General features: G+C 63.9%; 10 protein-coding genes. 5 read left to right on the top strand and 5 right to left on the bottom strand.

Going from position 1 to position 13,725, the window contains the following annotated elements; translation table 11 throughout:
• Position 1: 1 nt before the first annotated feature.
• Positions 2-2,086, bottom strand: a complete 2,085-nt coding sequence (locus tag LB551_RS08840; protein WP_224658925.1) for a hydantoinase/oxoprolinase family protein — start codon at positions 2,084-2,086, stop codon at positions 2-4.
• A 222-nt stretch (positions 2,087-2,308) separates the two neighbouring features.
• Here LB551_RS08840 and LB551_RS08835 point away from each other — a divergent pair, with 222 nt between their 5' ends.
• From LB551_RS08835 to LB551_RS08815, 5 genes are all read left to right on the top strand, one after another.
• Entirely contained in the window at positions 2,309-3,136 is an 828-nt protein-coding gene (locus LB551_RS08835; RefSeq protein ID WP_140551684.1) for a ferredoxin--NADP reductase, read from the top strand.
• A gap of 209 nt (positions 3,137-3,345) precedes the next feature.
• The gene (deoC, locus tag LB551_RS08830) at positions 3,346-4,386 is read left to right on the top strand and encodes a deoxyribose-phosphate aldolase (RefSeq protein ID WP_224658923.1); all 1,041 of its coding nucleotides are present in this window, start codon (positions 3,346-3,348) and stop codon (positions 4,384-4,386) included.
• 229 nt (positions 4,387-4,615) lie between these two features.
• Positions 4,616-6,988 carry an aldehyde dehydrogenase family protein gene (locus LB551_RS08825; protein ID WP_224658921.1) on the top strand — a complete coding sequence of 791 codons (2,373 nt, stop codon included), beginning with the start codon at positions 4,616-4,618 and terminating at the stop codon, positions 6,986-6,988.
• Between the two features lie 181 nt (positions 6,989-7,169).
• Complete coding sequence (locus LB551_RS08820; RefSeq protein WP_224658920.1) at positions 7,170-7,901, top strand: SDR family oxidoreductase; 732 nt, start codon at positions 7,170-7,172, stop codon at positions 7,899-7,901.
• A gap of 166 nt (positions 7,902-8,067) precedes the next feature.
• Positions 8,068-8,913: a fumarylacetoacetate hydrolase family protein gene (locus LB551_RS08815; protein ID WP_140551688.1), complete on the top strand. Its 846-nt coding sequence runs from the start codon at positions 8,068-8,070 to the stop codon at positions 8,911-8,913.
• Between the two features lie 173 nt (positions 8,914-9,086).
• Here LB551_RS08815 and LB551_RS08810 read toward each other — a convergent pair whose 3' ends face one another.
• The 4 genes from LB551_RS08810 to LB551_RS08795 all read right to left on the bottom strand — a co-directional run bounded on the left by LB551_RS08810 (position 9,087) and on the right by LB551_RS08795 (position 13,488).
• On the bottom strand, positions 9,087-10,085 hold the full coding sequence (locus LB551_RS08810) for an ABC transporter ATP-binding protein (protein ID WP_224658918.1): 999 nt from the start codon (positions 10,083-10,085) through the stop codon (positions 9,087-9,089).
• Positions 10,086-10,311: 226 nt separating this feature from the next.
• Entirely contained in the window at positions 10,312-11,373 is a 1,062-nt protein-coding gene (locus LB551_RS08805) for a Gfo/Idh/MocA family protein (RefSeq protein ID WP_224625279.1), read from the bottom strand.
• A 124-nt stretch (positions 11,374-11,497) separates the two neighbouring features.
• Complete coding sequence (locus LB551_RS08800) at positions 11,498-12,337, bottom strand: carbohydrate ABC transporter permease (protein WP_224658917.1); 840 nt, start codon at positions 12,335-12,337, stop codon at positions 11,498-11,500.
• A 221-nt stretch (positions 12,338-12,558) separates the two neighbouring features.
• Positions 12,559-13,488 carry a carbohydrate ABC transporter permease gene (locus LB551_RS08795; protein WP_224658916.1) on the bottom strand — a complete coding sequence of 310 codons (930 nt, stop codon included), beginning with the start codon at positions 13,486-13,488 and terminating at the stop codon, positions 12,559-12,561.
• Positions 13,489-13,725 lie beyond the last annotated feature (237 nt).

Here is a 13,725-nt window from a genome sequence, read left to right as displayed (position 1 = left end):
CTCAGGCCTCGCCGATGTCGATGATGATGTTGCCGTCGGCGTCCGAGCGGGCGCGGTCGCCGGGTTCGAGCACGGTGGTGGCGTCCATCTGTTCGAGGATCGCGGGCCCTTCGATGACCGCATCGAGCGGCAGTTCTTCGCGTGCGTATACGGGCGTGTCATGCCAGCGCCCGCCGTACCAGACCGGCCGGATCTCGCGTCTTGCATCGTCGAGCGTCTTTGCCCGCCCGGCGGGGTCGATCAGCCGCGACAGATCGATCGCCGGCCTGACGCCCGTCACCGAGGTGTTCAGGTTGACCAGATTGGCGCGGATTTCCGGCAGCTCGACCTTGAAGCGCGCGAAATAGGCCCTTTCGAACAGGGCCTGCAGCTCCCGCCGGGTCACCGACGAGGACGGGAGCAGCACGTTGATGATGTGGGTCTGGCCGACGAACTGCATGTCGGCGGAATGGGTGACGCGGATGGTTTCCGGCTTCACCGCCTCCTTGCCGATCAGCTCCTCGCCTTCGTTTCGATGCCGTTCCAACACTTGGTGGAGCTGGCTTTCGTCGAGCACGCCTACGGGCTGGTTGATGGTGTTGACGAAGTCGTGGCGTAGGTCCGCGACGACGCAGCCGAGCGCGTTGGTGATGCCGGGCCGTGCCGGCACCAGTACCCTGGGCAGGCCTAGTTCGCGTGCCAAGGCCGTGGCATGCAGCGGCCCCGCGCCACCGAAGGCGAACAGCGCGAAATCGCGTGGGTCGTGGCCGCGCGACACCGACACCATGCGGATGGCGCCGGCCATCTTCATGTTGCCGAGCCTGAGCACCGCACCGGCCGCTTCGACGCCGGACAGGCCGGTCGCCTTGCCGATCCTGTCCTCGAAAATGCCGGTGACGCGCTCTGATGTGACCGGATTGTCGACCGCCAGCAGCTTCTTCGGCGCCAGCCGGCCGAGCACCAGATTGGCGTCGGTGATGGTCGGCTCCAGGCCGCCGCGCCCGTAGCAGATCGGGCCGGGATTGGCGCCAGCGCTTTCCGGGCCGATCTGGATCAGGCCGGCCGCGTCGACGCGCGCGATCGAGCCACCGCCGGCGCCGACCGTATGCACCGCCACCATCGGCACATGGATGGGCATGGCGTATTCGATCTCGATCTCGTTCGAAACCGCCGGTTCGGCGTTGCGGATCAGCGCCACGTCGGTCGAGGTGCCGCCCATGTCGTAGGTGACGAGGTTTTCGAAGCCGGCGCGCTTGCCCGTATAGGCGGCGGCAATGACGCCCGAGGCCGGGCCGGACATCACGGTCTTGGCCGATTCACGTGTGACGAAGCGGGCCGAGATCATGCCGCCATTGCCGTTCATGATCAGGAAATCGCGGGCATAGCCTTTGCCGGCAAGTTCCTTGCGCAGCCGCTCGATATAACGCTCAAGGATCGGCTGCACCGAAGCGTTGACCGAGGCGGTGACGCCGCGCTCGAACTCGCGCGCTTCCGACAGCAGCGCATGGCCCGTGGTGATGTAGCCGTTCGGCCAGAATTGGCTGGCGATCTCGGCGGCGCGCCGCTCGTGCGAAGGGTTGGCGTAAGAATGCAGGAAGTGGATGACGAGGGATTCGCAGCCGGCATCGATCAGCGTCTTCACCGCCTCGCGCATTTCGGTCTCGTCGAGCGGCGTGCGGACGGCGCCTGACGCTTCGACCCGTTCCGACACTTCGAGCCGCAGGTTGCGCGGGATGACCGGGATAAAGGTGCCCGTCATGCCATAGGGCTGCGGCCGCGTGCGCCGGCCAAGCTCGATCACGTCGCGGAAGCCGCGCGTGGTGATCATGCCGGTCCTGGCCAGCCTGCGCTCCAGCACCGCATTGGTCGTGGTGGTCGTGCCGTGTACGATGAGGTCGATGCCGTCGACGGGGAAACCCGTGGCGCCAAGCGCCGATACGACGCCGAAAGCCTGGTTGTCGACCGTGGTCGGCGTCTTTGCGATATGCACCTTGCCATTGTTCCTGCCGTCGATCAGAAGCAGGTCGGTGAAGGTTCCGCCGACATCGATGCCGGCGACGACACTGCCCAGGGAATCCGGCTGCTGCACCGAAAAATTCTCTTTCATTGTCGAAACCCGAAATGCTGGGACTACGGATATGTCACAGTTTGGAAAGGTGTTTTACGACGGCATCTTGACGCAAATATCGTTTGTATACTAATAAATTCCGGACACAAGAGCTTACCGCTTTGGAGTGTGCGAGCAGCACGCCGGGACCTGAACGGTTCGGGCGCGCAGGAATAAGGTTTGGCGCCCGCGTCCGTGAGTTGGGCCAGAAGGTTGGATTTGATGAACACCACATCCGCGTTCAGCACCGCCGGCGCCCGCCCGCTGCAATTTCCGATTCCGGCCAATGTCTATGCCGAAACCGTGGTCTCGGTGAAACACTACACCGACCGGTTGTTCTCGTTCCGCATCACCCGTCCGCAGTCGCTGCGCTTCCGTTCCGGCGAATTCGTCATGATCGGCCTGCCCAATGCCGAGAAGCCGGTGTTCCGCGCCTATTCCGTGGCCAGCCCGGCCTGGGACGAAGAGCTGGAATTCTTTTCCATCAAGGTACCGGACGGCCCGCTGACCTCGGAGTTGCAGAAGATCCAGGTCGGCGACACCGTCATCATGCGCCAGAAGTCGACCGGCACGCTGGTTGTCGACGCGCTGACGCCGGCGAAGCGACTGTTCATGATCTCCACCGGCACCGGCATCGCGCCCTTCGCCAGCCTGCTGCGCGACCCTGACACTTATGAAAAATTCGAACAGTTGATCCTGACCCACACCTGCCGCGACAATGCCGAGCTGACCTATGGCCAGGAACTGGTGGCGGCACTCGAAAGCGACCCGCTGATCGGCGAACTGACCGGCGGCCGCGTCACGCTTTACAACTCCACGACCCGCGAGGAGTCGGCGCGCATGGGCCGCATCACCGCGCTCATCGGCTCCGGCAAATTCTACGCCGACCTCGGCATAGAGAAGCTCAATCCCGAGACCGACCGCATCATGATCTGCGGCTCGATGCATATGCTCAAGGATGTCAAGGAAATGGCCGAGAGCCTTGGTTTCCAGGAAGGCTCGCTCAGCCATCCCTCGACTTTTGTCGTCGAGCGCGCCTTCGTCGGCTGAGGCCTGCTCTCCCCCGACGATCGAGCTTTTGACCTTCTGGTCAAAAATTAGCTGCTTTCGCGGCCTTTTTCATCTATCCCTCGCTTGAGGACTCGTGAAGCGCGGCTTCGCGGGCTATCTTCGTGCGTGTCGCCCAAAAGTGCCCAACGGTTTTGGGAGGACGACATGCACCAAGACATAAGCGCAGTCGCTGAGTGAAAGGGCAGGAGATGAGCAGCACAATCCGCGAGGCCGAGGCCAAGGTGATGCCGCTGCCGGCGCGCGCCGCGGCCAACACCGCCCTCCCGCTGGATCATCGCATCGCGCGCAATCCCGGCATGAAGCTCGACCTGGGCTTCCTGGAATCGGTGCGCAGCGTCAATCGCTCGGCGCTGGAACGGCGCGTCGCCAGCCTGACCAAGCGGCGCTCGATCAAGGCCGACAACCAGGCGGCCTGGCTGCTGCGGGCGATAGCCTGCATGGACCTGACGACGCTGAACTCCAACGACACGGAAGAGCGCGTGCGCCGGCTTTGCGCCAAGGCGATCAATCCGCTGCGCCGCGACATCGCCGAGGGCCTGGGCATTGCTGATGAAACCATCCGCCCGGCCGCCGTCTGCGTCTACCATCCCTTCGTCGCTACCGCGGTCGACGCCGTGCGCGGCACCGGCATCCATGTCGCCGCCGTCTCCACCGCATTCCCGCATGGCCTTGCGCCGCTGTCGACCCGGCTGCAGGAGATCGAGGCCTCGGTTCGCGACGGCGCCGACGAGATCGACGTCGTCATCCCGCGCGGCCTGGTGTTCGGGGCCAAATGGCGGGAGCTCTACAACGAGATCGTCTCGATGCGCGCCGCCTCCGGTGACGCGCATCTGAAGGTCATTCTCGGCACCGGCGACCTCGCCACGCTGCGCAACGTGATGCTGGCCTCGATGGTGGCGATGATGGCGGGCGCCGATTTCATCAAGACCTCGACCGGCAAGGAAAGCGTCAACGCCACGCTGCCCGTCGGCCTTGCCATGGTGCGCGCCATCAGGGCCTATTTCGAGGAGACCGGCTATCTCATCGGCTTCAAGCCGGCCGGCGGCATTTCCACCGCCAAGGTGTCGCTCGACTGGCTGGTGCTGATGAAGGAAGAACTCGGCCGGCCATGGCTGGAACCGGAGCTGTTCCGCTTCGGCGCCTCGAGCCTGCTGACGGACATCGAGCGGCAGCTCGAACATCACCTGACCGGGCACTATTCGGCCAATCACCGCCACGCGATGGCGTGAGGCGGAGTGAAGCCTTGAAGACCGCACCCTACGGCGCCCCCCTCTGTCCTGCCGGACATCTCCCCCACTTGGGGGGAGATCACGCGCTTCTTTGTTTTCGCCAACTTTCAGCATCGCAAGGTCAGCGACGCGCTGAAACTGCCGATCTCCCCCCTTGTGGGGGAGATGTCCGGCAGGACAGAGGGGGGCGCGACAGAGCTCCTGCCGAGACAATTATCTGGAGCACCCCATGAACATCCTCGAACGCTATCACGCCATGGAATACGGCCCGGCGCCGGAAGCCCGCAACGAGGCGGACGCGTGGCTTGCCGGGCGCGATTTTTCCAAGGCATTGTTCATCGACGGCACCTGGAAGGCGGCTGGCGGCGGCAAGACCTTCGAGACCAGCGAGCCTTCTTCCGGCAAGCTGCTGGCCAAGGTGTCGGATGCCGGCGCCACCGACATAGACGCGGCGGTCGTGGCGGCCACCAAGGCGCTGCCGAAATGGTCGGCCTCGTCGGGCTATGCCAGGGCCAAAGTGCTCTACGCCATCGGCCGCGCCATGCAGCGACACCAGCGCCTGTTCGCGGTGCTTGAGACAATCGACAATGGCAAGCCGATCCGCGAGAGCCGCGACATCGACGTGCCGCTGGCGATCCGCCACTTCATCCATCATGCCGGCTGGGCGCAGGCGCTGGACAGGGAGTTCCCCGGCCACAAGAGCGTCGGCGTCGTCGGCCAGATCATCCCGTGGAATTTTCCGCTGCTGATGCTGGCCTGGAAGATCGCGCCGGCGCTGGCCGCCGGCTGCACGGTGGTGCTGAAGCCGGCCGAATTCACGCCGCTGACAGCCATCCTGTTCGCCGAGATCTGCGAACGAGCCGGCGTGCCGAAAGGCGTCGTCAACATCGTGCAGGGCGGCCCGGAAGCGGGTGCGGCCATCGTCACCCATCCCGGTACCCAGAAGATCGCCTTCACCGGTTCTTCCGAAGTCGGCAAGATCATCCGCAAGGCTACCGCCGGCTCGGGCAAGAAACTGTCGCTGGAGCTTGGCGGCAAGTCGGCCTTCATCGTATTTGACGATGCCGATCTCGATAGTGCCGTCGAAGGTCTGGTCGACGGCATCTGGTTCAACCAGGGACAGGTCTGCTGCGCCGGTTCGCGGCTGCTGGTGCAAGAAGGCATCGCCGACGCCTTCATCGCTAAGGTCAAGGTCAGGATGAGCCGGCTGCGCGTCGGCAGCCCGCTGGACAAGAACACCGATATCGGCCCGCTGGTCGATCTGACGCAGCTCGATCGCGTCAAGGGCCTGATCGCCGAGGGCGCAAAGCAGGGGGCGGTCTGCTGGCAGCCGGATGCGGCGCTGCCCTCATCCGGCTATTACCATCTGCCGACCCTCGCTACCGGCGTTTCGCCGGCTAATATTCTCGCCCAGGAAGAAGTGTTCGGCCCCGTTCTGGCGACCATGACATTCCGCAACACCGAGGAAGCGGTCGAGCTCGCGAACAACACTCGTTATGGCCTTGCCGCTTCGGTGTGGAGCGAAAACGTCAACCTTGCCTTGCACGTCGCGCCGCAATTGAAAGCGGGTGTCGTCTGGGTCAACGGCACCAATATGTTCGACGCCGCCTGTGGCTTCGGCGGCTATCGCGAGAGCGGTTTCGGCCGCGAGGGCGGGCGCGAAGGCATGTTCGAATATCTCACGGCAAAACTCCCGCTTGGTCCCGTCATCAAGCCGGCGGTAGCCTCGACACAACCGGTCGAGCAGGCCGATGGCGCGGCAATCGACCGGACGGCAAAACTGTTCATCGGCGGCAAGCAAGTCCGGCCGGACGGCAATTACTCGTTGGCGATAGCCACCGCCAAGGGCAAGCTCGCCGGTGAGGTTGGGCTCGGTAACCGCAAGGATATACGCGACGCCGTCGCGGCCGCGCGAGCCTGCAAGGGCTGGCCGGAGGCGACCGCCTACAACCGCTCACAGGTGCTCTACTATCTGGCGGAAAACCTCTCCGGCCGGGCGGAGGAGTTCGCCGCCCGTCTCGTCCAGCTCACGGGCGCGACCGCAAAGGCGGCACGCGAGGAGGTCGACCAGTCGATCGAGCGCTTGTTTCTCTATGCCGGACTTGCCGACAAGTTCGAGGGGCGCGTGCACCAGCCGCCGGCACGGGCCGTGACGCTGGCATTGCATGAGCCGATTGGAGTCGTCGGCATCGTGGCGCCCGACAATCAGCCGCTGCTCGGGTTCATCTCACTGGTCGCGCCGTCGCTGGCGATGGGCAACACGGTGGTCGCGGTGCCTTCGGAGCGCCATCCGCTGCTCGCCACCGATCTCTATCAGGTTATCGAATATTCCGACGTTCCGGCCGGCACCATCAACATCGTCACCGGGCGCACGGCCGAACTTGCCGGCGTGCTGGCCAAGCATGACGATGTCGACGGGCTCTGGCTGTTCGCCGACGCCGAGACCTGCGCCAAGGCGGAGGCCGAGTCCATCGGCAACCTCAAGCGCATCTGGAGCGGCAATGGCCGCAGCCTGGACTGGGCCTCCGACGAGGCTGCGGGCGACGCCTTGCTGCGCCGCGCCGTCGAGGTGAAGAATGTCTGGGTGCCCTACGGCGACTGACGTTCCATGCTGTCACAATGGAGATCGGGTTCGGGCTTGACGCTCGGGCTTATGTTCTTTAACGAGAAAAAACATCTTTATCTGTGAACTGACACAGCAGGCCACATCATGGCCTGTGACTGGCACATGACGCCTTCGCAGGCCGCCGATAAAGGCAGTTGACCCAAGAGGAGAACAGCGCATGGCGGATCTGGCAGGCAAGGTCGTCGTCATCACGGCAGCGGCGCAAGGCATCGGCAAGGCAAGCGCGCTCGCCTTCGCCAAGGCAGGTGCCGTGGTCCACGCCACCGACATCAACGAGACGCTGCTGGCGGAACTCGCCAAGACGGCGGGAATCAAAACCCGCAAGGTCGACGTGCTCAACGACGAGGCGGTCACCACCGCCTTCGCCGGGATCGGCCGCGTCGACGTGCTGTTCAACTGCGCCGGCTTCGTCCACTCGGGATCGATCCTGGAGATGAAGGACAGCGATCTGGATTTTGCCTTCAATCTCAACGTGCGCGCCATGGTCCGCACCATCCGCGCCGTGCTGCCCGGCATGCTGGAGCGCGGCGACGGGTCGATCATCAACATGGCCTCGCTGGCGAGCTCGCAGAAGGGCGTGCCGAACCGTTTCGCCTATGGCGTCACCAAGGCTGCGGTGATCGGCCTGACCAAGGCAATCGCGGCCGATTATGTCGGCAAGGGCATACGCTGCAACGCCATCTGCCCCGGTACGGTCGAAAGCCCGTCGCTGCAGGATCGCATGCATGCGCAGGGTGATTATGAAGCGGCTCGCGCGGCCTTCATCGCGCGCCAGCCGATGGGCCGGCTGGGCACGCCGGAGGAAATCGCCGATCTGGCCGTCTACCTGGCCGGCGCCACCTACACATCCGGGCAGGCCTACAACATCGATGGTGGCTGGTCGATCTGACCGGATCGAGGAGTCTGAAAATCCCGCTCACCGGCTATCACGATATGGTGTCCGCGCTTGCCCTGGATCAGGCCGGTGGTACGGTCCGCCGGCTTCCTCAAGAGCCATTCATTTCGGTGAAGCGTTTGCAAAAGGCCGCGAGGCCGCAACCAGGAGAAGGGTTTAAATGAAACTGCTGCGCTATGGCGAGGTGGGGAGCGAACGTCCCGGCCTGCTCGATGCGGATGGAACGATCCGCGATCTCTCCGCCCATGTCGCCGACATTGCCGGCACCACGCTTCATCCGGCCTCGCTGGAGATGCTGTCCAAGCTCGACGCAAAGTCGCTGCCGGCGGTTTCCGGCAAGCCGCGGCTCGGCGCCTGCGTTGCCGGCACCGGCAAGTTCATCTGCATCGGCCTCAACTATTCCGATCACGCCGCCGAGACCGGGGCCACCGTGCCGCCGGAGCCGATCATCTTCATGAAGGCCAGCTCGGCCATCGTCGGACCGGACGATGACGTGCTGATCCCGCGCGGCTCGGAGAAGACCGACTGGGAGGTCGAGCTCGGCGTGGTCATCGGCAAAACAGCGAAATATGTCAGCCAGGCCGATGCGCTCGATTATGTCGCCGGCTACTGCGTCGCGCACGATGTGTCCGAGCGCGCCTTCCAGGCCGAGCGACAGGGCCAATGGACCAAGGGCAAGAGCTGCGACACGTTCGGCCCGACCGGTCCGTGGCTGGTGACCAAGGACGAAGTAGCAGACCCGCAGAACCTGAAGATGTGGCTGACCGTCAACGGCAAGACCATGCAGAACGGCTCGACCAAGACCATGGTCTACGGCGTCGCCTATCTCGTGTCCTATCTCAGCCAGTTCATGTCGCTGCATCCCGGCGACATTATTTCGACAGGCACGCCGCCCGGTGTCGGCTTGGGCATGAAGCCGCCGGTGTTCCTGAAGGCTGGCGACGTGGTGGAGCTGGGCATCGAAGGGCTCGGCCAGCAGAAGCAGACGTTCAAGGCGGACGAGTAGTCCCGACATTCTTCCTTCTCCCCTTGTGGGAGAAGGTGGATCGGCGCGCAGCGCCGAGACGGATGAGGGGTGCTCCAGCGGAGTGAGGCGCTGGCGTTCCCTGGAACACCCCTCATCCGTCGCCTTCGGCGACACCTTCTCCCACAAGGGGAGAAGGAAGACCAGTCGCCAGCTTACTTCAGCACCTTCCCGTCCGCCCCAAACCGGTAGGTCCTCGCCGGATCCGGCGTCGCGTAGAGCGTCGCGCCGGGCTCGGCGTCATAAACACCGAAGATGCGCACGGTGATCAGCCCGGCCTTTTCGCAGTCGAGGTAGAGATTGGTGTCGGCGCCGAGGTGCTCGGCATGCACGACCGTGCCTTTCCAGGCGCCGGATTTCGGATCAACGGTCAGATGCTCGGGCCGCACGCCGATGGTTTTGGCGGTTTCGCCGAGGCGAGTGCCGTCGATGAAGTTCATCTTCGGCGAGCCTATGAAGCCGGCCACGAACTCGTTTGCCGGCGCATTGTAGAGTTCCATCGGTCCACCGATCTGCTCGATTTTTCCGGCATTCAGCACCACGATTTTGTCCGCCAGCGTCATCGCCTCGACCTGGTCGTGGGTGACGTAGATCATCGTCGCCTTGAGGCGGCGATGCAGCTGCGCGATTTCCAGCCGCGTGTTGACGCGCAGCGCCGCGTCGAGATTGGACAAGGGCTCGTCGAACAGGAACAGCTTTGGCTCGCGCACCACGGCGCGGCCGATGGCGACGCGCTGGCGCTGGCCGCCCGAGAGTTCCGCGGGACGCCTTTCCAGATAGGGCTCAAGCGACAGCATGGACGAGGCGATGCCGATGCGGCGGTCGATCTCGGCCGCCGGCGTGCCGGCCTGCTTGAGGCCAAGGCCCATATTGTTCTTCACCGTCAGATGCGGATAGAGCGCATAGGTCTGGAACACCATGGCGATGCCGCGTTTCGCCGGCGGCGTGGCCGAGACATCCGCACCATCGATGACAACCCGGCCCGAGGTCGAATCCTCCAGCCCGGCGATCACCCTGAGCAAAGTCGACTTGCCGCAGCCCGAAGGGCCGACGAAGACGACGAATTCGCCATCCGTCACTTCGAGGTCGATGCCCTTCAGCACTTCCACCGGCCCGAAGGCTTTTTTCACGTTTTCGATCTTCAGGGAGCCCACGGCAGTCCTCCAAATTGACAAGCGGGCGCCAGGGCACCCCCCTCTGGCCTGCCGGCGATCTCCCCCTCAAGGGGGGAGATTGGCAGCTTCGAGGCCTCGCGCCTTTCTCCGGCGCTGATAATTGGCGAAAGCCGTGGTGACATCCGATCTCCCCCCGTGAGGGGGAGATCGCCGGCAGGCCAGAGGGGGGCGCCGTAGAGCGCAACCTCTGCCGACAATTCGCTGGTCACAACCGCACCGCCTTCCCGCTGCGCACGCTCTCGTCGGCGGCAAGGCAGACGGCGAGCGACTTGACTGCGTCGTCCATATGTTTGGTAAGGTCCAGGTCCTCCCGGATCGCCTTGAGGACAAAAGCCTGTTCGAGATCGCAGAGATCCTGGTGGCCGGGTTCGCCCTCCATCGACAGCATCTCATCCGGCTTGGCGAACTTGCCGTCCGCGCCGGTTGCCGCGCTGTGCAGGCGGATGGTCGAGGTCTTGGTGTGGGTGTCGATGTCGTCGGACTTCACGCCCTCCTTCATGACGATCGACACGCAGCCATTGGGCGACATGACATCCTTCACGAAGAAGGCGGTTTCCGAGATCATCGGTCCCCAGCCGGCCTCGTACCAGCCGACCGAGCCGTCATCGAACAGCACCTGGAGATGACCGTAATTGTACATGGAGGGTGCGACCTCGTCGGTCAGCCGCACGCCCATGCCGCGCACCTCGACCGGCCTGGCGTCGGTGATCTGCAGCATGACGTCGAGATAATGCACGCCGCAGTCGACGATCGGTGAGGTCGTGCGCATCAACTGCTTGTGCGTCTCCCAGGTGTGTCCGGAGGATTGCTGGTTGAGGTTCATGCGGAAAACATAAGGGCCGCCAAGCTTGCGCGCCTCGGCGATGAGCCTGATCCAGGACGGGTGATGGCGAAGGATGTAGCCGATCACCAGTTTCCTGCCATTGGCCCTGGCGGCCGCGACGACGCGCCTGGCATCGGCCACCGTCGTTGCCAGGGGCTTCTCGACGAAGACATGGCAGCCGGCCTCGAACGCCTTCACCGCATAGTCGGCATGGCTGTCGGAATAGGTGGCGATGCAGGCGACATCGGGCTTTTCGTCGCGCAGCGCATCCTCGAAGGAGCGCTTGATGCCATAGCTCGCCAGCCCGTCCGGCAGGGGCACGTCGGAGCGGTTGATAAGCGCCGCGACCTCGAAGCCCGGATTGGTGTGGTAGGCCAACGCATGGCTGCGGCCCATATTGCCGAGGCCCGCGACGACGACGCGAAGGGGTGGTTTGTCGCTCACCTGACTACTCCACTTTCTCTCGAGAGGGTGTCACCCCACCCGGCGCTTCCCCCTCGATGGGGAGGTCGGCGCGCAGCGCCGGGTGAGGTGCAGCGCGGCCCTACGAGGATTTGCCGCCCCTCGATCACTTCACCGCTCCTGACGTGATGCCGCGGATCAGCTGCCGCGAGAAGATGACGTAGAGGATCAGCACCGGCATGATCGCCAGCGAGAGCGCGGCCAGGATGGCGTTCCAGTTGGTGACGAACTGGCCGAGGAAGAGCTGCGCGCCGAGCGTCACCGTCTTGGTCTCTTCCGACGGCGCCAGGATCAGCGGGAACCACAGATCGTTCCAGATCGGGATCATGGTGAAGACGGCGACCGTCGCCATCGATGGCCGCACCAGCGGCAGCACCAGCCGGAAGAAGATGGTGTATTCCGACAGGCCGTCGATGCGGCCGGCGTTCTTCAGGTCGTCGGACACCTGTTTCATGAATTCCGAAAGGATGAAGACAGCCAGCGGCAGGCCTTGCGCGGTGTAGACCAGAATCAGCGCCGTCAGCGTGTTGACCAGCCCGCTCGCCACCATCAATTGCAGGATGGCGACGGTGGCCAGCCGGATCGGGATCATGATGCCCAGCGCCAGATAAAGGCCCATCAGCGTATTGCCGCGAAAGCGGTATTCCGACAGCGCAAAGGCAGCCATGGCGCCGAACAGCAGCACCAAGAACAGCGAGGCGACGGTGACGACGAGGCTGTTCTGGAAATAGTGGATGAAGTCGCCCTGGCCGATCACCGTGGTGTAGCCGATCAGGTCGAAGGTCTTTGGCGTCGGCGGCGTCAAAGGCGCGCCGAAAATGCCGGCGCGGGATTTGAACGAATTCATGATGACCAGGATCACCGGAAACAGCGCGATCGCCGTGTAGGTCAGCAGGACCGCATGGGCGCCGATGGTGCGGGGCAGCGAACGTGTGGCGGTGCTCATTGGAAAGCCTCTCGAGTGCTCAGAGAGGTTGGCGCCAGGGCACCCCCCTCTGTCCTGCCGGACATCTCCCCCTCAAGGGGGGAGATTGGCAGCTTTGATCTTACCGCCCATCTTGCAGCATCGACGATTGGCGAAAGCAGTTGCGACATCTGATCTCCCCCCTTGAGGGGGAGATGGCCGGCAGGCCAGAGGGGGGCATTCAGCCGTGACATCTCCAATCCTCAGAACTGGTAGCGACGCAGGCGCGTCTGGATGAGGAAGAGGTAGACGCAGACACCGCCGAGGATGATCAGGAACATGATCGTGGCGATGGTGGCGCCCATGTTGGGATCGCCGACCTGCAGCTGGAAACCGAAGAAGGCGCGATAGAGGAAGGTGCCGAGGATGTCGGTCGAATAATTCGGCCCGGCGAGTGCGCCCTGCGCGGTGTAGATCAGGTCGAAGGCGTTGAAATTGCCGACGAAGGTGAGGATCGAGATGATGCCGATCGAGGGCAGGATCAGCGGCAGCTTGATCTTCCAGAACTGCGCCAGGCCGGTGATGCCATCGCATTCGGCCGCCTCGATCACCTCGTCGGGGATCGACAGCAGCGCGGCGTAGATGAGCATCATCGGAATGCCGACGAACTGCCACACCGAGACCAGGCTAAGCGCGGTCAGCGCATATTGCTCCTTGCCTAGCCACGGCGTGAACAGGCTTTTGAGGCCGACCATATCCATCATATGCGGCGCCACGCCCCATAGCGGCGACAGGATCAGCTTCCAGGCGAAGCCGACGATGACGAAGGACAGGATGGTCGGCACGAAAATCGCCGTGCGGTAGAAGGCCGAGAAGCGCAGCCTGGGACTGGACAGAAGAGCGGCCAGCAGCACGCCGATCGGGTTCTGCACCAGCATGTGGATGATGAAGAACCAGACATTGTTGCGCAGCGCATTCCAGAAATTCACCGACCAGTTGGGATCGCCGAACAGGGTGCGGAAATTGTCCAGCCCAACGAAGACCTGCGACTGCTCGATGTTGCGGAACAGCGACAGCTGCAAAGTGCCGGCAAGCGGCAGGATCATGATCGCCGTGTAGACGAGCACCGCCGGCGCCAGGAAGACGGCGATATGCCAGCGGAACGGTCTTTTCGGTCTGATATCTGCGGCCATGAGTTCGGTCCCCGCCGATCAGGTCTGGGAAAATGCTTTCGACAACAGCGCTGCCCCTCATCCTTACCCTCTCCTGGTGAAGAACGGAGAGAGGAGGTCGCCAGCGTTGCGGCAACTTCCTTTCTCACCGTCACTGTACGGGGAGAAGGTGCCGGCTGGCGGGATAAGGAGCGGCGCCGTCCTTCGCAGTCGATGCTATCGAAAAACGCTGGGCCGTCCACCTGGAACGGCCCAGCT

It is taken from the genome of Mesorhizobium sp. BR1-1-2 (genome assembly GCF_020165435.1).
GTDB lineage: Bacteria > Pseudomonadota > Alphaproteobacteria > Rhizobiales > Rhizobiaceae > Mesorhizobium.
This window is presented reverse-complemented; position numbering and strand designations above follow the sequence as displayed.